At 63.2% G+C, this 24,451-nt stretch carries 20 protein-coding genes; 5 read left to right on the plus strand and 15 right to left on the minus strand.

Annotation, left to right across the window (positions count from 1 at the left end; genetic code table 11):
* Positions 1–80 precede the first annotated feature (80 nt).
* Positions 81–1,118, plus strand: coding sequence for an OmpA family protein (locus BLR26_RS11600; protein WP_045195013.1), 1,038 nt, complete (start codon positions 81–83; stop codon positions 1,116–1,118).
* 57 nt (positions 1,119–1,175) lie between these two features.
* Here BLR26_RS11600 and cobA read toward each other — a convergent pair whose 3' ends face one another.
* The 5 genes from cobA to BLR26_RS11625 all read right to left on the minus strand — a co-directional run bounded on the left by cobA (position 1,176) and on the right by BLR26_RS11625 (position 6,789).
* The gene (gene cobA, locus BLR26_RS11605; protein WP_045195011.1) at positions 1,176–1,913 is read right to left on the minus strand and encodes a uroporphyrinogen-III C-methyltransferase; all 738 of its coding nucleotides are present in this window, start codon (positions 1,911–1,913) and stop codon (positions 1,176–1,178) included.
* Between the two features lie 28 nt (positions 1,914–1,941).
* Positions 1,942–3,612, minus strand: a complete 1,671-nt coding sequence (locus BLR26_RS11610; RefSeq protein ID WP_093380688.1) for a bifunctional protein-serine/threonine kinase/phosphatase — start codon at positions 3,610–3,612, stop codon at positions 1,942–1,944.
* 10 nt (positions 3,613–3,622) lie between these two features.
* Positions 3,623–4,834: a nitrate/nitrite transporter gene (locus tag BLR26_RS11615; RefSeq protein ID WP_093380690.1), complete on the minus strand. Its 1,212-nt coding sequence runs from the start codon at positions 4,832–4,834 to the stop codon at positions 3,623–3,625.
* Between the two features lie 150 nt (positions 4,835–4,984).
* Positions 4,985–5,560, minus strand: a complete 576-nt coding sequence (locus tag BLR26_RS11620; protein ID WP_010223325.1) for an ANTAR domain-containing response regulator — start codon at positions 5,558–5,560, stop codon at positions 4,985–4,987.
* 14 nt (positions 5,561–5,574) lie between these two features.
* On the minus strand, positions 5,575–6,789 hold the full coding sequence (locus BLR26_RS11625) for a CmpA/NrtA family ABC transporter substrate-binding protein (RefSeq protein ID WP_093380693.1): 1,215 nt from the start codon (positions 6,787–6,789) through the stop codon (positions 5,575–5,577).
* 152 nt (positions 6,790–6,941) lie between these two features.
* Here BLR26_RS11625 and BLR26_RS11630 point away from each other — a divergent pair, with 152 nt between their 5' ends.
* The gene (locus tag BLR26_RS11630) at positions 6,942–7,964 is read left to right on the plus strand and encodes a quinone-dependent dihydroorotate dehydrogenase (protein WP_045195001.1); all 1,023 of its coding nucleotides are present in this window, start codon (positions 6,942–6,944) and stop codon (positions 7,962–7,964) included.
* Between the two features lie 96 nt (positions 7,965–8,060).
* Here BLR26_RS11630 and rmf read toward each other — a convergent pair whose 3' ends face one another.
* Positions 8,061–8,276 carry a ribosome modulation factor gene (rmf, locus tag BLR26_RS11635; RefSeq protein WP_010223328.1) on the minus strand — a complete coding sequence of 72 codons (216 nt, stop codon included), beginning with the start codon at positions 8,274–8,276 and terminating at the stop codon, positions 8,061–8,063.
* A gap of 540 nt (positions 8,277–8,816) precedes the next feature.
* On the opposite strand from rmf, the gene rlmKL reads away from it, so the two are divergent.
* Both rlmKL and BLR26_RS11645 read left to right on the plus strand, forming a co-directional pair.
* Positions 8,817–11,015 carry a bifunctional 23S rRNA (guanine(2069)-N(7))-methyltransferase RlmK/23S rRNA (guanine(2445)-N(2))-methyltransferase RlmL gene (rlmKL, locus tag BLR26_RS11640; protein ID WP_093380696.1) on the plus strand — a complete coding sequence of 733 codons (2,199 nt, stop codon included), beginning with the start codon at positions 8,817–8,819 and terminating at the stop codon, positions 11,013–11,015.
* 102 nt (positions 11,016–11,117) lie between these two features.
* Complete coding sequence (locus tag BLR26_RS11645) at positions 11,118–13,511, plus strand: sensor domain-containing diguanylate cyclase (RefSeq protein WP_093380699.1); 2,394 nt, start codon at positions 11,118–11,120, stop codon at positions 13,509–13,511.
* A 7-nt stretch (positions 13,512–13,518) separates the two neighbouring features.
* Here BLR26_RS11645 and dacB read toward each other — a convergent pair whose 3' ends face one another.
* Positions 13,519–14,982 carry a D-alanyl-D-alanine carboxypeptidase/D-alanyl-D-alanine endopeptidase gene (gene dacB / locus BLR26_RS11650; protein WP_093380702.1) on the minus strand — a complete coding sequence of 488 codons (1,464 nt, stop codon included), beginning with the start codon at positions 14,980–14,982 and terminating at the stop codon, positions 13,519–13,521.
* A 214-nt stretch (positions 14,983–15,196) separates the two neighbouring features.
* Between dacB and BLR26_RS11655 the strand changes: the two genes are divergently transcribed.
* Entirely contained in the window at positions 15,197–15,541 is a 345-nt protein-coding gene (locus BLR26_RS11655) for a YggL family protein (RefSeq protein ID WP_093380705.1), read from the plus strand.
* A 60-nt stretch (positions 15,542–15,601) separates the two neighbouring features.
* Here the strand turns inward: BLR26_RS11655 and BLR26_RS11660 are convergent, their stop codons facing one another.
* The 8 genes from BLR26_RS11660 to BLR26_RS11690 form a co-directional block, all read right to left on the minus strand.
* Positions 15,602–19,258, minus strand: a complete 3,657-nt coding sequence (locus BLR26_RS11660) for a transporter substrate-binding domain-containing protein (RefSeq protein ID WP_093380708.1) — start codon at positions 19,256–19,258, stop codon at positions 15,602–15,604.
* 8 nt (positions 19,259–19,266) lie between these two features.
* Positions 19,267–19,893: a response regulator transcription factor gene (locus BLR26_RS11665; RefSeq protein ID WP_045194987.1), complete on the minus strand. Its 627-nt coding sequence runs from the start codon at positions 19,891–19,893 to the stop codon at positions 19,267–19,269.
* A 291-nt stretch (positions 19,894–20,184) separates the two neighbouring features.
* Positions 20,185–21,516 (minus strand): deoxyguanosinetriphosphate triphosphohydrolase, encoded by a 1,332-nt coding sequence (locus tag BLR26_RS11670; protein WP_093387412.1) that lies wholly within the window; start codon positions 21,514–21,516, stop codon positions 20,185–20,187.
* A 466-nt stretch (positions 21,517–21,982) separates the two neighbouring features.
* On the minus strand, positions 21,983–22,825 hold the full coding sequence (locus BLR26_RS11675; RefSeq protein ID WP_371128671.1) for an IS3 family transposase: 843 nt from the start codon (positions 22,823–22,825) through the stop codon (positions 21,983–21,985).
* Entirely contained in the window at positions 22,822–23,130 is a 309-nt protein-coding gene (locus BLR26_RS27465) for a transposase (RefSeq protein WP_256326695.1), read from the minus strand. Before BLR26_RS27465 ends, BLR26_RS11675 begins: the two co-directional genes overlap by 4 nt.
* Before the next feature lie 113 nt (positions 23,131–23,243).
* Positions 23,244–23,576 carry a hypothetical protein gene (locus BLR26_RS11680; RefSeq protein ID WP_045194984.1) on the minus strand — a complete coding sequence of 111 codons (333 nt, stop codon included), beginning with the start codon at positions 23,574–23,576 and terminating at the stop codon, positions 23,244–23,246.
* Positions 23,573–23,950 carry a phage holin family protein gene (locus BLR26_RS11685; protein ID WP_093380711.1) on the minus strand — a complete coding sequence of 126 codons (378 nt, stop codon included), beginning with the start codon at positions 23,948–23,950 and terminating at the stop codon, positions 23,573–23,575. The genes BLR26_RS11680 and BLR26_RS11685 overlap by 4 nt, the downstream gene beginning before the upstream one ends.
* 9 nt (positions 23,951–23,959) lie before the next feature.
* Positions 23,960–24,274 carry an ElaB/YgaM/YqjD family protein gene (locus BLR26_RS11690; RefSeq protein WP_045194981.1) on the minus strand — a complete coding sequence of 105 codons (315 nt, stop codon included), beginning with the start codon at positions 24,272–24,274 and terminating at the stop codon, positions 23,960–23,962.
* Positions 24,275–24,451: the final 177 nt, after the last annotated feature.

Consider the following 24,451-nt stretch of genomic DNA (forward strand, 5'->3'; position numbering starts at 1 on the left):
AGTTCTGCTAGACTTGCCGTCGAGTTGTCCCCCGGATGTTGGTGGGACTGCTTAACTATCACCAGATGGGGATTTAACGGATGAAATTGAAAAACACCTTGGGCTTGGCCATTGGTTCTCTTGTAGCCGCAACTTCCTTCGGCGCTCTGGCACAAGGCCAAGGCGCAGTCGAAATTGAAGGCAACGTCACCAAGCAGTACTACGACAGCGAACGTAACTTCAAGAACGACGGCACCAATCCTGGTGTTCGCCTCGGTTACTTCCTGACCGACGACCTGTCCCTGGACCTGGGCTACAACGAGACTCACAACGCTCGTGGCGAAGTCTTCAACAAAGACATCAAAGGTTCCAAGGCCAAGCTGGACGCTACCTACCACTTCGGTACCGTCGGCGACGCTCTGCGTCCATACGTTTCGGCTGGTTTCGCTCACGAAAGCCTGGGTCAAGCTACCCGTAACGGCCGTGACCACTCCACCTTCGCCAACGTTGGCGCTGGCGCCAAGTGGTACATCACCGACATGTTCTTCGCCCGTGCTGGCGTTGAAGCCATGTACAACATCGACAACGGCAACACCGAGTGGGGTCCGACCGTTGGTCTGGGTCTGAACTTCGGTGGTAGCGGTGGCAAGGTTGAAGCCGCTCCTGCTCCAGTCGCTGAAGTCTGCTCCGACAGCGACAACGATGGCGTCTGCGACAACGTCGACAAGTGCCCTGACACCCCAGCCAACGTTACCGTTGACGCTGATGGCTGCCCAGCTGTTGCTGAAGTCGTCCGTGTTGAGCTGGACGTCAAGTTCGACTTCGACAAGTCGGTCGTCAAGCCAAACAGCTACGGCGACATCAAGAACCTGGCTGACTTCATGAAGCAGTACCCACAGACCACCACCACTGTTGAAGGTCACACTGACTCCGTCGGTCCTGACGCTTACAACCAGAAACTGTCTGAGCGTCGTGCAAACGCCGTTAAGCAAGTTCTGACCAACCAGTACGGTGTTGAGTCGAACCGCGTTGAGTCGGTTGGCTACGGTGAAACCCGTCCGGTTGCTGACAACGCCACCGACGCTGGTCGCGCTGTTAACCGTCGCGTAGAAGCACAAGTAGAAGCCCAAGCCAAGTAATTGGTCCAGGCGCTACTGAAAAGCCCGGCCTAGGCCGGGCTTTTCTTTGCCTGCGATTCAGGCTGTCAGTTGCTGCAGCACTGCGCTGTGCGCTGCTGCCACCTCGCCGATCACCACAATCGCCGGGCTGCACAGCTTGAAGCGGGCGGCGTCCTGGCACAGCTGCGCCAGCGTGCTGCGTTGCTCGCGCTGCTGAGGCAGCGAGGCATTCTCGATCATGGCCACCGGCGTCTGCGCCGCCAGGCCACCTGCCAGCAAGCCCTGCTGCACGTCCTCCAGCTTGCTCACGCCCATGTACACCACCAGGGTAGTTCCGCCCTGGGCCAGCGCCTGCCAGTTCAACGGGCTGTCGTCCTGAGTGTGGGCGGTGACCAGGGTCACGCCACGGCTGACGCCGCGCAAGGTCAGCGAGATACCGCATTGGGTCGCGCCGGCCAAGCCTGCGGTAATGCCATTGACCAGCTCGGTTTCGACGCCATGAGCCTGCAACCAGGCCGCCTCTTCGCCGCCGCGGCCAAAGATGCACGGGTCACCGCCCTTGAGCCGCGCCACGCAGCGGCCCTGACGGGCATAGCGCAACATCAGGCGCTGAATGAAGGCTTGCGGCGTGGAGCGGCATCCGCCGCGCTTACCCACGGCAACCACCCGCGCCTGCGGGCAGTGTTGAAGAATGTGCGGGTTGACCAGGTCGTCGATCAGCACCACTTCGGCTTCCCCCAGGGCGCGTACCGCCTTGAGGGTCAGCAGCTCCGGATCACCGGGGCCTGCACCAATCAGCCAGACTTTCGCATGCATCGGGTTTTCCTCATCGGCATAGGGGCTGTCAGCCTTTTAGCAGGCTGATCAGCAGGATCAGGTTAAGCAGCAGGGACAGCAGCGCCAGGGTGCGCCAGACTTTCAGCGGCTCGCGCTCAAGCAGCGGCCGCGGGCGCACGCTGAGCGCCTGGCGGTCGCCCTGTTCAAGCAGCAACAGCCATTGCTCGGCGGTTTCAAAGCGTTGCCGTGGGTCGGCGAGCAGTGCCTGAGCGAGGTTGTGCTCGAGCCATTCGGGCAGGTCCGGGCGATAGCGGGCGGCGCTGATCGCCTGGGTGAAGCGCGGGCGCTGGAAGGCTTCGATTTCGCCATAGGGGTAATGTCCGGTGAGCAGGTAGTACAGCGTTACCGCCACGCTGTAGAGGTCCTGTTGCGGGCTGGGCGGCTCGGCGTCGAAGGCTTCCGGCGCAATAAACGAGGGCGTGCCCGGCAGTTCATGGGCGCGGTCCTCGGAAAGCCCCGGGCAGAACGCCAGGCCGAAATCCAGCAGGCGCAGCTGGCCGTCATCGCCCAGGAGCAGGTTCTCGGGCTTGATGTCGCGATGGAGGATGTTGCGTCGGTGCAGCGCGCCTACCGCCTGCAACAGTTGCCGGGCCAGCGCCTGCCATTGCGCCAACGGCAGGGGGCCGCTGGCGGCGAACCGTTGCGCCAGGGTTTGCCCGGAGTACTCGCGCATCAGGTAATACAGGTGCTGGCGCTGGCTGGCCGGGTGCACTTCGGGGAAGTAGCGCCCGGCCACCCGGCGCAGGAACCACTCTTCAAGCAGCAGGCCTTGCTGCGCGCCGGGTTCATCTTTGCGTTCGGCCGGCAGGGTTTTCAGCAGCCATGCCTGTTGCTGCGGGTCGCGCACGCGATACAGCAAGGATTGGCGGCTGTGGCCAAGCGCCCGCTCGACCTGCCAGCCGTCGATTGTCTGCCCGCTGCGCAAGGCGGGCGGCAGTGGCCATTGCTGCAATTGCGCCAGCGAATCACCGAGGTTGCTCGCACCCAGTTGTTCGACCCGCACCAGCAGGGCGCTGGCATTGTCCTGGCTGCCGCTGTAGTGAGCCGAGCTGACCAGGGTCTGGGCGGCGTCCTGCAGGTCGATCTGCTCGCGCAGCACCGCGCGAATCTGCGCTTCGCTGAGGCTGGCCCAGACGCCGTCGCTGAGCAGTACGAAACACTCACCGGCCTGCAGCTCGCCCTCCAGGTAGTCGACCTGCAGGTGCTGGTCCAGGCCCAGGGCGCGCTTGAGCACGTGCTGCATGCCGGGTTGGTCCCAGACGTGGTCTTCGCTGATGCGCTGCAGTTGCCCGGCGGCCCAGCGGTAGATCCGGCAATCACCGACATGCGCCAGGGTAAAACGCCGACCACGCAGCACCAGTGCGCTCAGCGTGGTCAGCAGCGGCTGGCCGCCGCCATTGGCACGCAGCCAGCGGTTCTGCGCCAGTAGCAGGCGGTCCAGGGCCTGGGCCACGCCCCAGGTGGCCGGCGTGGCGTAATAGTCCAGGGCCAGCGCCTGCAGGCTGGCCCGCGCCGCCAGGCCGCCATCGGCGCACTGGCTGACGCCGTCGGCGAGGGCGAACAGGTAGCCTTTGCTGGCGGCCAGTTCCGGGTTGGGGGTGACCAGGCGCAGGGCGTCCTGGTTTTCCTCCCGGGGGCCGCTGGCGCTGGCCTGGGCAAAGCTCAGTTGCAGGCTCATGTTGTCATCCTCAAACCCGCGCCGCAGTCACCGCTGCCGAGCCCCAGGTGGTGCGCCAGCGCTGCTTGACGCCGTGCAGGCCGAACCAGGCAAGAATGCCCAGGCTGGCGAACAGCCACAGGCCCAGCTGATAGTCGCCGCTGTGCTGTTTGATCGCCCCCAGGCCCGCAGCGAGCAGAAAGCCGCCGATGCCGCCGGCCATGCCGATCAGCCCGGTCATCACGCCGATTTCCTGGCGAAAGCGTTGCGGCACCAGTTGGAACACCGCGCCGTTGCCGGCACCCAGGCCGAGCATGGCGCTGACGAACAGGGCCAGGGCAGCCACTGCGCTGGGCAGGTTGAAGCCGACGGCGGCAATGCAGATGGCGGCAACGCTGTACATCGCCAGCAGGGTGCGGATGCCGCCGAAGCGATCGGCCAGGGCGCCGCCCAACGGGCGCATCAGGCTGCCGGCAAAGACGCAGGCGGCGGTGTAGTAGCCAGCGGTCACCGGGCTCAGGCCGTACTGGTCGTTGAAGTAGCCGGGCAGGGCACTGGCCAGGCCGATAAAGCCACCGAAGGTGACGCTATAGAAGAACATGAACCACCAGCTGTCGCGATCGCCCAGGGCCTTGAGGTAGTCGGCCGCAGCTTTCGGTTTGGGCCGTTCGGGGGCGTTGCGCGCCAGCAGGCTGAACAGCACCAGGGTCAGCAGCAGCGGGATCACGGCAAAACCGAACACGTTGTTCCAGCCAAAGCCTGCGGCCAGGGCCGGGGCCAGCAGGGCGGCGAACACCGTGCCGGAGTTGCCGGCACCGGCGATGCCCATGGCCTTGCCCTGGTGCTGCGCCGGGTACCACTGCGAGGCCAGCGGCAGCGATACGGCAAACGAGGCGCCGGCAACGCCGAGGAACACCCCGAGCAACAAGGCTTGCTCATAACTGTGAATGCCCAGGCGCCAGGCGCAGAACAGCGCGACGATGACAATTACCTGGCCGATCAGCCCGGCGGTCTTGGGCGACAGGCGGTCCACCAGCAGGCCCATGACAAAGCGCAGGATCGCCCCGGCCAGGATCGGCGTGGCCACCATCAGCCCGCGCTGCTGGGTGGTCAGTTGCAAGTCGGCGGCAATTTGCACCGCCAGCGGGCCGAGCAGGTACCAGACCATGAAGCTCAGGTCGAAATACAAAAAGGCGGCGAACAGGGTGGGGGCATGCCCGGACTTCCAGAAACTCGTCTTCATCGAACACCTCGTTGAACAGGGACGGAAACGAAAAAGACGTCGCCACCCGACCCGCTGGCGCGAGTGGGGGTGCGACGTCTTTGTCGTGAAGGGGGCAACCGCCGTTGGCTACCTGTGCTGTGGTGATAGCAAGAGCCGGGCCAGAGTGCTTCAGCCGAGCAGGTCGCTCATGGCAATGATCTGTTCGGCCACCTGGATCAGCTTCTGCTGCTTGCTCATGGCCTGGCGGCGCATCAGGGTGTAGGCCTGTTCTTCGTTGCAGTCCTTCATTTTCATCAACAGGCCCTTGGCCAGTTCGATGCGCTTGCGCTCCGCCAGTTGCTGGTCGCGGGCCTGCAGTTGGGCCTTGAGCGCCTGGTCGCTTTCAAAGCGGGCCATGGCCACATCGAGGATCGGCTGCAAGCGCGTAGCCTGGATGCCTTCGACAATGTAGGCGCTGACCCCGGCCTGGATCGCCTGGCGCATCACCCCGGGGTCGTGCTCGTCGGTGAACATGACGATCGGTCGCGGCCGGTCGCGGCTGACCAGCACCACTTGCTCCATGACATCACGGCCCGGTGACTCGGTATCGATCAGCACCACGTCCGGATGCACCGTTTCGACGCGTGCCGGCAGGTCGATGGTCAGGCCCGACTCTTCGATCACCTCGAAGCCGGCCTGGACCAGCGCAGCCTTTAGCCGACCGACTTTTTTCGCGGTGTCGTCGATTAGCAGGATTCGCAGCATGAGAGCGTCTCCGTTCAGCGTCGGGCGAGGGCGGCGGGCGGCTCGGCCAGCGCGTGCAGACGAAAGCTGCGGGCGTAGCCGTGCGGGTCGCTGCCATCCCAGCGGCTGCCATCGATCAGCTGGCTGCTACGCATGTCGGAACCTGCGCAGGGCACGCCGACCGCCGTGGCGGCGTCGCGGTACAGCGCCAGTTGCTGCACCTGGCGGGCTACGGCGAGGTAATCGGGGTCTTCACGCAGCAGGCCCCAGCGGCGGAATTGGGTCATGAACCACAGGCCATCGGACAGGTACGGCAAGTTGGCCCGGCCCTGGTCATACAGGCGCAAGGCGTGGCGATCCTGCCACTGGTTGCCCAGGCCGTCCTGGTAGTGGCCGAGCAGGCGCGGCTCGATGCTCGACAACGGCGCATCCAGGTAGGCCTTGCTGCTGAGCAGTTGCGCGGTGCTGCGGCGGTTTTCGCGGCTCTGCTCGATAAAGCGGCTGGCGGTCAGCACCGCCATCACCAGGGCCCGCGCACTGTTCGGATACTGTTCGACAAAGGCCCGGGTGCAACCCAGGACTTTTTCCGGGTGATCCGGCCAGATTGATTGGCTGGTGGCCAGGGTGAAGCCCTGGCCCTGTTCGATGGCGCCCGCCGACCAGGGTTCGCCGACGCAAAATCCGTCGATGCGTCCGGCTTGCAGGTGTGCGAGCATCTGGCCTGGCGGCACCACCACGCTGTTGACGTCATGCAAGGGGTGGATGCCCTGGCTGGCCAGCCAGTAATACAGCCACATGGCATGGGTGCCGGTAGGAAAAGTCTGTGCAAAGGTCAGTTTTGTCCTGCTTTGGTGCACGAAGCGCTCCAATGCCTCGGGACTGGTCACGCCCTGACGTTGCAGCGCAGCGGACAGATTGATGCCCTGGCCGTTCTGGTTCAGGCCCATCAGCACCGCCATGTCGGCGGCCGGACTACCGCCGATGCCCAGTTGCAGCGCGTAGATCAGGCCGTACAGGCTATGCGCGGCATCCAGCTCGCCGCTGGCCAGCTTGTCGCGCAGGCCGGCCCAGGAGCTCTGGCGCTGCAAATTCAGGGTCAGGCCGTAGGTTTGGGCGAAACCCTGGGTCGCGGCCACCACCACCGAGGCACAATCGCTCAGGGCCATGAAACCGAGATTCAGGCAGGGCTTTTCCGGGGCATCGCTGCCGTTGACCCAGGCCAGCGAGGTTGCGGGAATAGGGTTGGTCACGTCATTGCGCCTGTGTCGAAGGTCAGGCCGTACCGCTCGCGTGGCAGGCGTTTGATCAGGGTGCAAGCAACGCATATGCCAAGGCGGCCCTGTCCCCCGGGCGACGCCACCGCTATAATCGCCCCCTCACTCACGTCGAGCTAAACCCGCCCATGTATACCCTGGCCCGCCAGCTGCTGTTCAAGCTCTCCCCGGAGACCTCCCATGACCTGTCCCTGGACCTGATCGGCGCCGGTGGCCGTCTGGGCCTCAACGGCTTGCTGACCAAGGCGCCGGCTTCCTTGCCGGTCACTGTCATGGGCCTGAACTTCGCCAACCCGGTCGGGCTGGCGGCGGGTCTGGACAAGAACGGCGCGGCCATCGACGGTTTTGCCCAGCTCGGTTTCGGTTTTGTCGAGATCGGCACCGTCACCCCGCGTCCACAGCCGGGCAACCCCAAGCCGCGCCTGTTCCGCCTGCCGGAAGCCGAAGCGATCATCAACCGCATGGGCTTCAACAACCTGGGTGTCGACAACCTGCTCAACCGTGTGCGCGCCGCCAAATACAGCGGCATCCTCGGCATCAATATCGGCAAGAACTTCGACACTCCGGTCGAGCGCGCGGTCGACGATTACCTGATCTGCCTCGACAAGGTCTACGACCAGGCCAGCTACATCACCGTCAACGTCAGCTCGCCGAACACCCCGGGCCTGCGCAGCCTGCAGTTCGGCGATTCGCTCAAGCAACTGCTCGACGCCCTGGCCGAGCGCCGCTCGCAACTGGTGACCGAACGCGGCAAGCATGTGCCGCTGGCGATCAAGATCGCCCCGGACATGAGCGACGAAGAAACCGCGCTGGTCGCCGCAGCCCTGGTCGAGTCGGGTATGGACGCGGTGATCGCCACCAACACCACCCTCGGCCGTGAAGGCGTCGAAGGCCTGCAGCATGGTGACGAAGCAGGCGGCCTGTCGGGCGCGCCGGTGCTGGAAAAAAGCACCCACATCGTCAAGGTGCTGGCTGGCGAGCTGGGCGGCAAATTGCCGATCATCGCCGCAGGCGGGATTACCGAAGGCAAGCATGCGGCGCAGAAGATTGCTGCCGGTGCCAGCCTGGTACAGATCTACTCGGGGTTCATCTACAAGGGCCCGGCCCTGATCCGCGAGGCAGTGGACGCCATCGCCGCCATGGGGCGCTGAAACCGCAGGCATAAAAAAGGGCCCCCTCAAGGGGCCCCTGGGCCTCAGCCCGCCGCCCGGATAGGGCGCGCATGGTAATCGGATTCAGTTCCTCGTTCAGCCAACGGCGTGAAGTTCGTTGAGTCTATGGATACCCGCAGTGCCGGTCATACCGTCCCAGTTGTCGCCGCGTCCTTCGCGCCAGCCATTGATCCATGCCTGGCGTACAGACGGTAGAGTAAAGGGGCAAAGCTCGCGGGATTTGCCGGTGACCCCATATTGGTAGCCACGTGAAAAAGCTCGTTCCAACGGATCACGCTTAAGTCTTCTCATAGGGTGTTGCCCTCACTTGTTGACTGTAATGTCCCGTCGACCTCTAGAAGGTCGGGCAGAATCGTTCTGCCGGTTTGCGCTCGCTGCCGGCGTCGCGAGCGGATGTGTTGCCCCGTTGCGGTGACAACCTGAGACCAGTTCTAACCAATGCAGGACACAGTGTGAATGATCGTTTTGTCATAAGGACGTAACCTTTCATAGGGTCACAGGATAAGTAAATAAATGCGTCTGATTAGGATCTGGCGCAAAGCCCGCTATGATCAGGGTTTGACCTGCTGCAAAGTCATCTGGCCATCGCTGTGTGATAATTTGTAACAACAGCGGCAAAACGACGAAGGGTCATTTTTCCCGGTTTTTTGCCTGAATTTTTCGTTCTGCCCGCCAATCAAAGACTTTTCAGCCCTCGGCAAAAGTCGGATTGGCGGGCGGCCCGGCGCGAGATAAAGCGCCACTCGAACGCTGTGGAAAGGCGTTCGATTAAACATCGGAAGGGCGATGCGCTTGCCTCTCCACTTTATTGCTCAAGGCTCTGGATACCCCATGTCGGACCGTTTCGAACTTTACCTCACCTGTCCCAAAGGCCTTGAAGGCCTGCTTGCCGAAGAAGCCCGCGGCCTCGGCCTTGAAGAAGTGCGCGAGCACACTTCGGCGATCCGCGGCACGGCCGACATGGAAACCGCCTACCGGCTGTGCCTGTGGTCGCGCCTGGGCAACCGCGTACTGCTGGTGCTCAAGCGCTTCAACATGAAGAACGCCGACGACCTCTACGACGGCGTCAACGAAGTCGAGTGGCAGGATCACCTGGAGGCCAGCGGCTCGCTGGCGGTGGAATTCAGCGGCCACGGCTCGGGTATCGACAACACCCACTTCGGCGCCTTGAAGGTCAAGGATGCGATCGTCGACAAACTGCGGACCAGCAGCGGCGAGCGCCCGTCGGTCGACAAGCTCAACCCGGACCTGCGCGTGCACCTGCGCCTGGAGCGTGGCGAGGCGATCCTGTCCCTGGACCTGTCCGGCCACAGCCTGCACCAGCGCGGCTACCGCCTGCAGCAAGGTGCGGCGCCGCTCAAGGAAAACCTCGCGGCCGCGGTGTTGATCCGCGCTGGCTGGCCACGCATCGCTGCCGAGGGCGGCGCCCTGGCCGACCCGATGTGTGGTGTGGGGACTTTCCTGGTCGAAGCCGCAATGATCGCCGCCGATATCGCACCGAACCTGCGCCGCGAGCGTTGGGGCTTCAGCGCCTGGCTCGGCCACGTGCCGGCCCTCTGGCGCAAACTCCATGATGAGGCGCTGGCCCGTGCCGAAGCCGGCCTGGCCCGCCCGCCGCTGTGGATTCGCGGCTATGAGGCCGACCCGCGGCTGATCCAGCCGGGGCGTAACAACGTCGAGCGCGCTGGTCTGAGCGACTGGGTGAAGATCTACCAGGGCGAAGTCGGCAGTTTCGAGCCGCGCCCGGACCAGAACCAGAAAGGCCTGGTGATCTGCAACCCGCCGTACGGCGAGCGCCTGGGCGACGAAGCGAGCCTGCTGTACCTCTACCAGAACCTCGGCGAGCGCCTGCGTCAGGCCTGCCTGAACTGGGAAGCGGCGGTGTTCACCGGCGCCCCGGACCTGGGCAAGCGCATGGGCATCCGCAGCCACAAGCAATATGCCTTCTGGAACGGCGCCTTGCCGTGCAAGCTGCTGCTGATCAAGGTTCAGCCCGACCAGTTCGTCACCGGCGAGCGCCGTCAGCCCGAGCGCAATGGCGAAGCAGCCGAACCGCGTACCCCGGCCGCCGTGGCCAGTGAGCCGGCACGCCTGAGCGAGGGCGGGCAGATGTTCGCCAACCGCCTGCAGAAGAACCTCAAGCAACTGGGCAAGTGGGCCAAGCGCGAGAACGTCAGTTGCTACCGCCTGTACGATGCCGACATGCCCGAGTACGCCCTGGCCATCGACCTGTACCAGGACTGGGTGCACGTGCAGGAATACGCCGCCCCGCGCTCGATCGACCCGGAAAAGGCCCAGGCGCGTCTGTTCGACGCCCTGGCAGCGATCCCTCAGGCCCTGGGCATCGACCAGAGCCGCGTGGTGGTCAAGCGTCGCGAGCGTCAGAGCGGTACCCGCCAGTACGAGCGCCAGAGCGCCCAGGGGCAGTTCCTCGAAGTGCAGGAAGGCGGCGTCAAGCTGCTGGTCAACCTCACCGATTACCTCGACACCGGGCTGTTCCTCGACCACCGCCCGATGCGCCTGCGCATTCAGCGCGAGGCTGCCGGCAAGCGCTTCCTCAACCTGTTCTGCTACACCGCCACCGCCAGTGTGCATGCGGCCAAGGGCGGCGCGCGCAGCACCACCAGTGTTGACCTGTCCAAGACTTATCTGGACTGGGCGCGGCGCAACCTGTCGCTCAATGGCTTCTCGGACAAGAATCGCCTGGAGCAGGGCGATGTCATGGCCTGGCTGCAAGCCTGTCGCGAGGAATACGAGCTGATCTTCATCGATCCGCCGACCTTCTCCAACTCCAAGCGTATGGAAGGCGTGTTTGACGTGCAGCGCGATCATGTCGAGTTGCTTGACCTGGCCGTGGCGCGCCTGGCGCCGGGCGGTGTGCTGTACTTCTCGAACAACTTCCGCAAGTTCCAGCTCGACGAAAACCTGGCTGAGCGCTACGCGGTGGAAGAGATCAGTGCCCAGACCCTGGACCCGGACTTTGCCCGTAACAGCAAGATTCACCGGGCCTGGAAAATTCAGGCGCGCTGATTGGCTGATTGTCGCGGGTGATGATTGCTACGTTAATGGCTAATGGCTATAACTCAATCAGAGCCCGCGATCCGCTGGACGCTGGCGTTTTGAGTGCTTTCTATGTCGATGCACGCCGCTCGTCCGAAGATGCTCGGCTTTGTCAGCGAGGAAGTGTCCGCCTGGCTGGTGGCCGGCGTGGCATTTGTCGCCGGCGGCCTGTTGACTGCGCTGCTGGCGCTGGCCACCCATGACCTGTACCGCCAGCAGTTGCGTCAACGCTTCGAACTGCTTGCCAGTGAGCGTTACAGCCGTATCGAAGAGCGTTTCGAGGACCAGGTGCAGCGTCTCGATGGCCTGCGCCGCTTCTTCGTGTTCTCCGAAAGCGTCACTCTCGCCGAGTTCAACGGCTACGCCAAGCCCCTGTTGTACCGGACCCAGGCCTACGCCTGGGCGCCGCGGGTAGCGGGCGATGAGCGTCAAGCGTTTGAGCGCAGCGCCGCGCAACTCCTCGGCAAGCCCTTTGCCATCCACGAACTGAATGACGCTGGCAGCCTGCAGGTAGCGGCTGAGCGTGCGCTCTATTACCCACTGTTGTACACCCAGGCCTCCAGCCACCAGGTCCAGCCCCTGGGCCTGGACATGCTCTCCCAGCCGCTGCGCCAGGCGGCCCTCGACCGTGCCCGCCAGCCCGGCAGCATGGCGGTGTCGGCACCCTTGAACCTGACCCATGTCGACCCGGCCTTCGCCCGCGGGGTATTGATGGTGGCGCCCGTTTTTGCCCCGGGCAGCGCCGCCGCCCCACCAGATGGCTACGTACTGGCGGTGATCAGCCTGCAGCAGCTGATGGCCGAGGGGCTGCCCAACCCGAGCGAGGACAACCTGGTGGTGCGCATTCTTGACCTGTCCGGGCAGGGCCAGCATGAGGTGTTGTTCCAATCCGGCAACCAGGGGGCCGACACCGATCTGACCGCCACCCATCTGTTGCGCCTGGCCGATCACGACTATCAACTGGATATCCAGCCCAGCCTTGCCTTCATGGACGCCAATCGCTCCTCGGCGGTCGTTGCCGTGGTGCTGCTTGGCGGCCTGCTCAGCCTGTTGCTCAGCGCCTTGCTGTTCAGCCTGTTCGGCCAGCGCCAGCGTGCCCTGACCCTGGTCGAGCAGCGCACCGCCGAGTTGCGCGTCAGCGAGCAGTCGCTGCGCGATACCCACAACCAGCTGCGCAGCGTGCTCGATGCCGCCACCCAGGTGGCGATCATTGCCACCAGCCTGCGCGGGGTGATCAGTACCTTTAACGCCGGCGCCGAACGCATGCTCGGTTACCACAGCGCTGAAGTCATCGGCCGCCTGACCCTGGAAGAGCTGGTCTCGCCAGAGGAGCTGCAGGCCCGGGCCCGCGCCTTGAGCCAGCGTTATGGGCGCGAGGTCAGCCCGGCCCAGGCGATGTTCGCCGAGACCGTCCAGGAGGGTGAGAGCGAGCCTGGTGAGTGGACCCTGTTGCGCAAGGATGGCAGCCACCTGCTGGCCAACATGATGGTCAGCGCGGTGCTCGATGAGCACGGCCTGTGGGTCGGCCACCTGGCCATCTGCATCGACGTTACCGAGCGCAAGCGCGTGCATGAGGCCCTGGCGGCCCGCGACCGGTTGCTGGAAAAGCTCAGCGCCGAGGTGCCCGGCGGCATTTACCAGTTTCGCCTCGACCCCGACGGCAGCTCGTGCTTCAGCTATGCCAGCGAGGGCTTGCGCGATATCTACGAGATCGAACCGCAGCGCCTGCGCGAGGACGCCACGGCCGTGTTCGAGCGTATCCACCCCGATGACCTGGAACGGGTGCGCGCCTCGATCCGCTATTCCGCTGATCACCTCACGCCCTGGCGCGAAGAGTACCGGGTGCTGCTGCCGGTGGCCGGGATGCGCTGGATCCGCGGCGAAGCCACGCCGGAGCCGGCCGAGCAGGGCGGTACTCTGTGGCACGGCTACCTGACTGATATCTCCGATCTGAAGCGCGTCGAGGAGGAGCTGCGGGCGTTGTCGGTAACCGACTCACTGACCGGCATTCACAACCGCCGCTACTTTCAGGAGCGGCTCAAGGCCGAGCTTGAGCGGGCCCAGCGCGACAGCCAGGACCTGGCGGTGATCATGCTCGATATCGACCACTTCAAGCGCATCAACGACTTGTACGGCCATGCCGTGGGCGATCATGTGCTGCGCAGCCTGTGCCAGCGCATCAATCACCGCCTGCGCCGTACCGATGTGTTCTGCCGCCTGGGTGGCGAGGAATTCATGGTGTTGTGCCCGGGCAGCAATGCCGAGCAGGCCTACAGCCTGGCCATGGAGCTCTGGCAGGGCCTGCGTAGCGTGCCGGTGGACGGGGTGGGGATGGTCACGGCGAGTTTCGGCGTGGCCGGCTGGCGCCCGGGGGAGGGCGCCGATGCCTTGCTGCTACGCGCCGACTCGGGGGTCTACGCGGCCAAGCAGGCTGGCCGCGACCGGGTCGAGGGCGAACTGCCCTGAGTCAGGCTCAGGGCTGAACGGCGGCGGTGCTGTTGACCAGTTTCGGCTGGCGGTACAGGTCGAGCAGGACCTGGTCGAGCACGGCAGAAGCCCCCCAGGGTTTGGGGTCGTTGAGGATTGCCGCGACCGCCCAGGTGTTGCCGTTGCTGTCGCGGCTGAAGCCGGCGATGGCGCGCACGGTGTTCAGGGTGCCGGTCTTGATGTGCGCCTCACCGGTCATGGCGGTGCGCTTGAGGCGCTTGCGCATGGTGCCGTCCAAGCCCACCAGCGGCATCGAGCTGATGAACTCGGCAGCGTACGGGCTGTTCCAGGCCGCTTGCAGCAGGGCGGCCATTTCCCGGGTGCTGACCCGTTCGGCGCGGGACAGGCCCGAGCCGTTTTCCATGATCAGGTGCGGCGCGGTGATGCCCTTTTTCGCCAGCCACTGGCGCACCACGCGTTGGGCGGCGCGGGCGTCGTCGCCGTCGGCGTCGGTACGGAACTGCGCGCCCAGGCTCAGGAACAGCTGCTGGGCCATGGTGTTGTTACTGTATTTGTTAATGTCGCGGATGATTTCCACCAGGTCCGGGGAGTAGGCACGGGCCAGCAGACGCGCGCTTTTCGGCACGTTGTCGACCCGGTCACGGCCCTGGATGCTACCCCCCAGTTCGTTCCAGATGGCGCGCACGGCGCCGGCGGCGTAGGTCGGGTGATCGAGCAGCGACAGGTAGGTCTGCGAGTTGCAGCCATCACCCAGCTGGCCGCTGACCACGACGCTGACGCCGTCAGCTTGCACCACCGGGTTGTAGCGCACGTCGCCGCTGCACTGCTTGGTGTTGACCGCCTTGACCTGGTTGTCGATGCGGATGTTGGCAATCGGCGGCTCGACTGACACCAGCACCTTGCCCCCATCGTTGCGGGCGACGAAGCGCAGCGCCTTGAGGTTGATCAGCAGCGAGTCGGGCTTGACCAGGAAGGGTTTGTTTTCGTCGCCACCATCATCGTTGAACTGCGGCAGTTGTGGCTGGATGAAGTGGCTGCGGTCGAGCACCAGGTCACCGCTGATGGTCTGTACGCCATTGGCGCGCAGGTCGCGCATCAGCAGCCAGAGCTTTTCCATGTTCAGCTTCGGGTCGCCGCCGCCCTTGAGGTACAGGTTGCCCTGCAGCACGCCGTTGCGCAGCGGGCCGTCGCTGTAGAACTCGGTTTTCCACTGGTGGGTGGGGCCGAGCATTTCCAGGGCGGCGTAGGTGGTGACCAGCTTCATGGTCGAGGCCGGGTTGACCGAGACATCGGCATTGAACACGGTCGGTGTGCCCGGGCCGTTGAGCGGCAGCATGACCAGCGACAGGGCCGAGTCCTGCAATTTGTTGGTTTTCAGCGCCTGCTGCACTTTTGGCGAAAGCGTGGTGTTGACCGCGGCGGCGTGGCTGGAAAGCGCCAGGGGCATCAGCAGGCCGGCAAGCAGAAGAGGGCGAAGAGATCTGATCATGTGCGATAAAACCCTGCGAGCGAGGGGTGAAAAAAACGGAGCGAAAAAAGGTGAAGGCCCCGATACGGAAAAATATAGCGCGCATTATGCCCCAAGCAGAACGCCCATGGGCCTGTGAATACAGGATCAAACAACAGCTTATCGGCTTTTATTCCGGCAATCGCGCGGTGAAACTGATAAAGTGCCGCGCGTTAATACTCAAGAGGATTGTTTCATGGCCACTAACCGTTCCCGCCGTCTGCGCAAAAAACTCTGCGTGGATGAATTCCAGGAGCTGGGTTTTGAGCTGAACCTGGATTTCAAGGAAGATCTGTCCGACGAAGCCATTGACGCCTTCCTCGATGCATTCCTGGCTGACGCCATGGATGCCAATGGTCTGGACTATGTTGGCGGCGACGACTTCGGTCTGGTCTGCAAGGCCAGCCGTGGTTCGGTCACTGAAGAGCAGCGCGCTGCTGTTGAAGCCTGGCTCAAGGGCCGCAGCGAACTGACCAAGATTGAAGTCAGCCCGTTGCTGGACGCCTGGTATCCGGAAAAACCGGTCACCCCGGCTTCCTGATCCTGCTGAAACGGCGGCCCCAGTGGCCGCCGTTTTCGTTTCTGCTCCCCCGCCGCCTGTTCAGGTGGTGCCGCTGGAACAGCGCTGCTCCGGCAAGTGTTCGTGCAAATACCCCTGTAATGCCTGCTCAAGCACCGAGAGGATGTGCAGGATCTGCCGTTGCCGACGCTCCAGCATGGCCGGCGCCAGGTTGGCCTGGCAATCGGCCTCGAGCTGTTCGCAGGCGTGGATCAGGCCGTTGGCCTGAATGATCCGCGCCGGGCCGAGAATCTTGTGCGCCTGGCTCATCATTTGCGCTACATCGCGGCCAGGGTCGAGCGCCTTGAGTTGGGCGCCGTCGCGCTTGAAGCTGCGCAGCAGTTCTTCAAGCAACTGGCGCAGGTCGTTGATGCTGTTGCCGACCACAGGCTCCAGCCCTTGCAGATCGAACGGCAACTGCGCAGGGGGCGCCGGCCGGGCGCTCATCAGTGGCGCCCGGGCCAGGCGCTGGCCCAAGGCGTTGAGGCTGATAGGCTTGAGCAAACAATCATCCATGCCGACCTGGCGACAACGTTCGCGCACTTCCGGCTGGGCATTGGCGGTGTAGCCGAGAATGGTGCAGGGTGACCATTGGTACTGTCGCTCGTGGTCGCGCAACGCCTGGGTGAACTGGTAGCCGTTCATTTGCGGCATGTTGCAGTCGACGATTACCACATCGAAGTGCGCCTGACGCCAGGCGTTGAGGCCGCTGAAACCATTGTCGGCACTGGCGTGTTCGAGCCCGAGAAAGTTCAACTGCTGGGCGATCAGCAGCAGGTTTGCCGTATGGTCATCGATCACCAGGATCCGCAGCGCTGGCAGCACCGCACAGGGCACCGCTACGGGGGAGTCCGACTTGGCCGTTTCAGCCAGCAGGGTCAGGGGCATGTTGATGCACGCACGGGTGCCCTGGCCGAACACGCTGTGCAAGCTCAGGTTGCCGCCCATCGACTGGCACAGGTCGCGGCTGATGGCCAGGCCCAGGCCGGTGCCGCTGCGGGCCAGGTTGCTGTCCGGATCGGCCTGGGCGAAGGGCAGGAACAGGCGCTGCTGGTCTTGCGGGCGAATGCCGATGCCGCTGTCCTCGACCGTTATCTTCAGGGTCGGGTGATCCGCTTGCGGGCCGGGCTCCAGAACCAGGTGCACGGTGACCTGACCCTGTTCGGTGAACTTGATCGCATTGCTGACCAGGTTGGAAAGAATCTGCTTGAACCGCAGCGGGTCGAGCAATACTTCGCAGCGTGCTTGCGTGGCGATGTCCAGGTTCAGGCGCAGGTCTTTCTGGCGGGCCACGCCATCGAACACGCGCCCGACCGACTCGACCAGCTCGGCCAGGTTAACGGGCTCTGGTGCCAGGCTCAGGTGGCCGGACTCGATACGGGCCATGTCGAGAATGTCGCCGATCAAGGCCAGCAGTTCTCTCGCCGAGTTGTAGGCCACTTCGATGGCCGGTCGGTCGATATGCCTCTGGTCGCCCCGTTTGAGGGTCAGTTCGAGCATGCCGATGATGGCGTTCATCGGCGTGCGGATTTCGTGGCTGATGGTCGCCAGGAACACGCTTTTGGCGCGATTGGCATCGTCGGCGCGTTGCTTGGCCAGGCGCAGGTCCTGGATCAGCTGGCGGCGCTCGCTGATGTCGATCCAGCCGCCAATGATGCCCTGTACTTCGCCAAGCGAGTCGCGGTAAGGCAGGATCCAGTGGTAGATGGTCAGTTCCCGTTCCCTGAGCAGCAGGGGCCGGTCAACGATCAGCGGAATGCCTTCGCGCATGACCTTCTGGTAATCGGCCTGGATCTGGCTGGCATAGCAGCTGTCGCCCAGGGTGCTGTCCTGGATGCGCTTGCCGAGGACGTCCTCAAGGCGCGCCTGCACCGCTTCCAGGTAACTGTCGTTGCAGCTTTGCAGCAACCCGGCACGATCGCGAACGTACATCGGGTGGGGGGTACCGTTGAGCAGTGCGCGCATGAACTCGAGCTGGTCGTTGAGGGCGCGCTCGGCGGCCTCGCGCTGCTTGATCTGGCGGCGCATCCAGGCGTTCCAGGCCAGCGACAGCAGCAACAGCAGGCTGGTGCCCAGTACAACCTGGAGGATCAGGCGCTGGTACTTCTGCCAATAGGCGTCGGTTTCGGTACTGTAGCCACGCCAGCGGCTGTTGATGATGCCCAGCTCTTCCGGGGCGATGCTCAGCAACGCCTTGTCGAGGATTGACGCCAGCTCCTGGGCGCCTCGCGCCGTGGCCATGGCGAAGGTCGCAGGCTCGGCGCCGACCGAGGCGCGGATCGTCAGGTCGCGCTGGGAGGCCAGGCTGAAGTTGGCGTTGATCAGCGCGGTGATGGCCGCATCGACATGCCCGCTGGCCAGCAGCGAGGTTGAGAAGAAGGTGCTTTCCGTTTCGATCAGCTGGATGCCGGGAAAACGCTGGCGCAAGTCTTCGAACAGCGGGCTGTCGCGGGTCAGGGCCAGGCGCCGGCCGTTCATCTGCTCCAGCGAGTCCGGCTGGTCGCTGCCTTTGCGTGTCAGTAGGACGTAGGAGTTTTCCAGGTAGGGGCGGCTGATCGCCAGGGTGCCCGCGCGCCGCGGGCTGGGGGAAATTGCCGCAATGACATCGGCCTGGTCATGGTTGAGGCGGTCGATCATGTCACTGATGCCGCTGGCCCGTTGTACCTCGAAACGCAACCCGGTGCGCAGGCGGATCAGCTCCAGCAGATCGGCGGCGATGCCGCGAAAATTGCCGGCGCTGTCAAAAAAAGTCAGCGGCGCGGCGGTTTCGTTGACCACCACGCGCACCACCGGGTGGCCGCTGAGCCAGCGCTCTTCGCGTTGCGACAGCTGCAGCTTGCGGTCGGTGAGCAGCACGTCGCTGCCGGCGCTCCAGCGTTTGAAGATGCTTTCGCGGGTGCTGCTGGAGACGCTGTCGAGGGTGGCGTTGATCAGTTCCAGCAAAGGCTGGTTGTTGCGCTGCACGGCAAAGCTGAAACCGACCGGTTCGTGCTTGCCGAAATTGGCCATCTTGATGTTCTGCAAATGGCCCTGGTTGATCAGGTAATGGGTCGAGATGGTGTCACCGAGAAACACATCGGCCTGATCGAAGGCCACGGCGTTGAGGGCGTTCTGGTAGGAGGGGTAGGACTGGATGGTGGCGTCCGGGTAACTGGCCAGTACCTCGTCCATCGGCAGGTAGTGATAGACCATGCTCAGGCGCAGGCCGGCCAGGCCCATGTCGAGCGGGCGCGCCTCGTTCTCGCGAGTGACCAGCACCGGCTGGTCGACCGCGTAGGGCTTGGACAGGGCAATGCCGGGAGTTGCCGCCTCGTAGCCGTTGGTGCTGCCCAGCAGGTCGATCTGCCCTTGGGCCAGGGCCTTGACCGCATCCTGGCGGGTGGCGAAGCGCTTTACCTGGATGGGCAGGTCCAGGGCTGAGCCAATCAACCCGGCGAAATCGGCGGTCAGGCCTTCGTAGTCACGGCCGCTGGCGGTCATGTCGAACGGCGGGTAGTCCGGCGCTGAAGTACCCAGCACCAGCTGGCCCTTGCCCTTGATCCACAGGCGCTGGGCCGGGGTCAGCGACAGTTGCATGGCAATCGGCCCGGCCCGGCTGAACAGGGTGAACGGGCTGGCGGCGACTTCGTCTGCCTGCGTGACATGGCTCAGGCAGGCCAATACGCCGCACAACAACAGGGTCAGGCGCTGCCTAAGCATGAGTGGCCTCACACCAGTGCATTGCGTTTGGCCATTTCAATCAGTTCGACCAGCGAGCTGGCCTTGAGCTTTTGCATCAGCCGTTTCTTGTAGGTGCTGACAGTTTTGTTGCTGAGAAACATGCCCTGGGCAATTTCCTTATTGCTTCGGCCTTGGGCAAATAGTTGCAGCACCATTAACTCGCGGTCATTGACCTGTTTGAAAAGGTCCAGTTCCGAGGCGCAATCTTCGTGTTTGCGTGGCGGATTGATCGCTTGGCTGGGGAAGTAGTTATAACCGGAAAGCACCGCTTTTATCGCACTGAGCAGTTCACTGAGATCTTCCTGTTTGCACACATAGCCGGCAGCACCGGAGTGCATGCAGCGAATGGCAAAGAGTGCCGGCGATTGTGCGGTCAATATCAGGATTTTCAGCGGGATGCCCATGGCATGAAAGCGTGAGAGCACTTCCAGCCCATCGAGCCGGGGGATGCTGATGTCGAGGATGATCAGGTCCGGCAGGCATTCGCGGACCATTTGCATGGCGTCTACGCCGTTGTCCGATTCGCCGACGACGCGATAGCCCTCATTCTCCAGAAGCATGCGCACCGCCAGGCGGATGACCGGGTGATCGTCGACGATGAATACAGAGTACATGGTGAAGTTTCCATAAAGGTGCCAGAGGGAGAAACGGCACCTTAGCGCAGATAGAACAGGTCGCACATGAACTCAAGGGGAGTTAAATGATATATAGGAAAAGTCCTACTGGTTTTGAAATGTAGGATTACAGGGGTTTCTGTATGGTGGCAGTGTCAATAGTGTTGATAGTAAGTTGATGTTGCGAAGGATAAGGTGAGTTTATTGTTGTTTGCAGTGTGTAGGTGGTTTCTCACATCTTATCGGCGAAATCGTACTGCCCGAATGCCGGGCAGTACGCTGTGGTCGCGATCAGGTCGGGCTTGAGCGGCCGGTCATTTCGCGGGCCATTTCGCTGGCATAGCTGTCGGTCATCCCGGCGATGAAGTCGATCATGCGCAGGAACGAGCTGTGCAGCGAGGCGTCAGGGTCGGGTGCGTTCTTGCCGAGCAGGTCGAGGATGCGCCGGCTCTTGAACGACGGCGTGCGTCCGCCATGTTGCTCAAGGGCCGCCCCACAGAACGAGTTGAGCAAAATCTCCAGGGTGGTGTAGGCGCCAATTTCGTGCAGGGTCTTGCGTTTATCCTGGAAGATTTTCTTGCGCGCAATGTCCTTGGCCTGCAGCACGCAGCGTTTGGCCGGGCCGTGCATGTGTTCGACCAGATCGCCGCCTAGGGTGCCGGCCAGCAGGGCGTCCTGTTGCTCGACAAAGGCACGCGCGGCGGCGTTGGTCAGATGTTCGATGGCCTTGCCACGCAGGATCGCCAGTTTGCGTCGGCGCGAATCGTCGGGGCCCAGCTGGCGATAGGTTTCCGGCAGGTCGTCGCCCACCAGGCTGAGCAACAGCGACTCGACCTCGGCATAGTCGAGCAGGTCCATTTCCAGGCCGTCCTCGAGGTCGATCAGCGCATAGCAGATGTCATCGGCGGCCTCCATCAGGTACACCAGCGGATGACGCGCCCAGCGTTGCTCTTCAAGCTGCGGCAGACCGAGCTTGCGGGCGATCTGTTCAAGCAGCGCCAGTTCGCTCTGGTAGCAACCGAACTTGTGCTTCTTGTAGCCCAGGGCGTCGGCATGGCGGGCGGTCCAGGGGTACTTGAGGTAGGTGCCGAGGGTGGCATAGGTCAGCCGGGTGCCGCCGTCGAACTGGTGGTATTCGAGCTGGGTAAGCACGCGAAAGCCCTGGGCGTTGCCTTCGAAGTTGAGGAAGTCGGCGCGTTCGGCCTCGCTCATGGCGTCGAGCCAGCCACGCCCGGCGGCCTGCTGGAACCAGTGGCGGATGGCGTCTTCGCCGGAGTGGCCGAACGGCGGGTTGCCGATGTCATGGGCCAGGCAGGCGGACTGCACGACCATGCCCAGGTCGCTGGGTTCGCACCATTGCGGCAGGCTGGCGCGCAGGGTTTCGCCGACGCGCATGCCCAATGAGCGGCCGACGCAGCTGACTTCCAGGGAGTGGGTCAGGCGGGTGTGGATGTGGTCGTTGCTGGACACCGGATGAACCTGGGTTTTGCGCCCCAGGCGGCGGAAGGCGCCAGAGAAGATGATCCGGTCGTGGTCTTTGTGGAACGGGCTGCGGCCGAGTTCTTCGGGGCTGTGCAGGGGTTTGCCGAGGCGTTCGCGGGTGAGCAGGGTGTGCCAATCCAAGGCCATTTCTCCGGTGCGGGGGGCAGGGGGGTAGCTTCGGGGTTTGGCGCTGGGGGTGCAAGTGGCTTGGTGGGCTTATCCGTTTGGGGTGGGGGATCTGCGGGCCCCTTCCGCCCTTACGGCGGCTTACTTTTTTCAGTCGAAAAAAAAGTAAGCAAAAATTCTCGCCCCACCAGTGGGCCCTGCGCTGCGCTTCGGGTTCCCTCGCTCCGGCGTCGCTACGGGGCATTGCGAACTACGAGTTGCAAGCAACTCTACGTTTCGCAACTTCGGCTAACGCCGAAGGTGCTGCGCACTCGCCCCTTCGCAACACCTGCACTCGGCCCTTCTGGTTAACGGGGCCGGTGGATCAAGATCAAAAGCAGATCAAGATCAAGAGCACAATTCGCTTCGCTCTTGCTAAGCGTGTACTTCTGTGGGAGCGGGCTTGTTCTGGTCAAGTTTTACCGGACACCGATTACGGTGATCAAGCTGCCAACCGCTCCATTGCTATTGGCGACAGATAGTTGTTGTAGCTATGGAGCCTGATTTGGTTGTAGCGCAAGAAGAAGCTGGTCATATCCTGTCTGGCTTCTTCGATCGTTGCATAGCCCTTGGCGGGCACCCATTCTGATTTGAGCGTGCCAAATAAGCGCTCCGTTGGTGCGTTGTCCCAGCATTGGCCTCTGCGGCTCATGCTTTGGGTTATGCCATGCTCAAGCAGTTCGGATTGGAAGCGTTGGCTGGTGTATTGGCAGCCTTGATCCGAATGAAACATCAAGCCCGCATATTTGCCTCGTACTTCTACCGCCATGCCCAAGGCCTTGCTGACCAGATGGGCATCATTGATCAGAGAAAATGCCCAGCCAATGACCCGACGGGCGAACAGGTCAATGACCACGGCCAAGTGATACCAGCGCTTCCCAATCATCAGGCTGGTTACGTCACCGCACCACACCTGATTGGTTGCCGTGGGCTGGAAGTTACGTTCAAGGACATTCTTGGCCACAAATGCCTCTACACCTCTGGAGCGATACTGGTGGCGACGGCGCTGCCTGCTGGTCAGGTTCGCCTCCGCCATAAGTCTTCCAGCTAGATACCTTCCAACCTTTAGCTGCTGGGCCTTCAAATACTGAGAAATCATTCTCGCACCGGCACTTCCCCTGCTTTCAGCATGTAGTTGCACGACCTTTGCCCTGAGCACATCACGCTCGGTATTGGGTACCGAGCGGCGATCAAGCCAGTCATAAAACGCACTGCGGGAAACGCCCAGAGCGCTGCAAAGCTGGCTGGTCGGATACGAGCCTGACTCTCTCAGCTCCTCGATCAGGAAAAACGATCGGGATCCGACATCAAGAGAGCGGTAGCCTTTTTTAGGATTTCGGCCTCGGTCTCTAAACGCTTGATCTTGGCGCGTAACTGCTGGAGCTCCCGCTGCTCATCGCTAATTGCCTTGGTGCCTGGCACTGGTTGCCCTTTCTGACGCTCTTTACGAACCTGGTCTACCCAGCGGCGCAGAGCTGTGGGGCCGACGTCCATTGATGCGCAGACGTCGGGAACCGAGCAGTTGTCGTCAAGAACCATGCTTGCAGCACGTTGCTTGAACTCGCGGGTATAAGTCTTTCGTTCTTGCATGGAACCTCCTGGTTGGGCGAATCATATCGCCCTTAAGAGGTGTCCGGGATCATTAGGCCAGTTCAGCTTGACCCGCGATCGAGCGCGCAGCGGTCGTAGTTCAGGCGCTGCACTTAACGCTTGCTACCAGCCCCTTGCATGGCCAGCTTCAACAATGGAATCAAGCTGGTCCCCAGGCGCACCAGGCGGCTGACGCTGCCGCTGCGGGCGCCTTTGCCGGTCAGGAAACCCAGCAGCACCACGGCGCCAATACCCCACAGCGGCGCGTGCTTGATGCCCAGGCCGCCTTGCAGCGAATCGCCCATGGCGCGCAAGCGGGTCAGGGGGTTGAGCAGTTGCCCGGATTCGTGGCGAATTTCCTGGCGGTGCATCTCCAGGCGCAGGCGTACCAGGGCCTTGCGCAATTCGCGGCGGTTGGTGGTTTGCGGCAGTTCTGGCAGGCTCATGGCAACAGGCGCTCCCGGTCCTTGGCAAGTTCTTCGAGGGTCGAGCTGAACGGCGACGATTCATCGAACACCGCTGCCTTCAGGCGCAGGCCGCAGAACACTGCGGCAAGCCCGTAAAACACGCACAGGCCGATGATGCCGGCCAGGCGGTAGCTGTCCCAGAGCATCACCAGCACCAGGCCGGAGAGGGCGGTCAACAGCAGCAGGGCAAACACCAGGGCCAGCCCGGCGAACAGCAGCAGGCTCAGGGTTCGGGCTTTCTGCTCCTGCAGCTCGATGCCGAACAATTCGACATGCCCATGCAACAGGCCCAGTACTGCCGCGCCCAGGCGCTTGCTGGAGAGGCCGGCACCGGCCAGTGGTTCGCTTTCCATGCTCGGTCCTCAGCGGCGGGTGGCCAACAGGCCGATCAGAAACCCTACGCCGGCGGCAATGCCGATCGACTGCCAGGGGTTGCTCTGCACGTAGTCTTCGGTGGCGCTCAGGGCCGCCTGGCCGCGCTCGCGGACCGAGTCCTGGGTCAGTTGCAGGGTTTCCCGGGCGCGCAGCAGGCTGTCGTGGATCTGCTCGCGCAGGTCGTCGGCCTGATCGCCGGCCAGGGTTGCAGTGTGTTCCAGCAGCTTCTCGGTATCGCGTACCAGGGCCTGGAAGTCAGCCATCAATATGTCTTGAGCAGTCTTTGCCGATTTGCTGGCCATGGGGCTCTCCCTAACAGTGTGTGTGGCTATTTCGAGTCGTGGGCGCGGGCGAAGGTTCAAGTGCAATTGGCTGGTACAGCTTTTGCTTTGCCTTGGTGCGCCAGGACCGGTGCCCGCGCCGATTGTGGGCGCGGGCCCTTACCGGACCTGTAAACCTTAACCCAATCCACGACAAAC

It is taken from the genome of Pseudomonas sp. UC 17F4 (assembly GCF_900101695.1).
Classification (GTDB): domain Bacteria; phylum Pseudomonadota; class Gammaproteobacteria; order Pseudomonadales; family Pseudomonadaceae; genus Aquipseudomonas.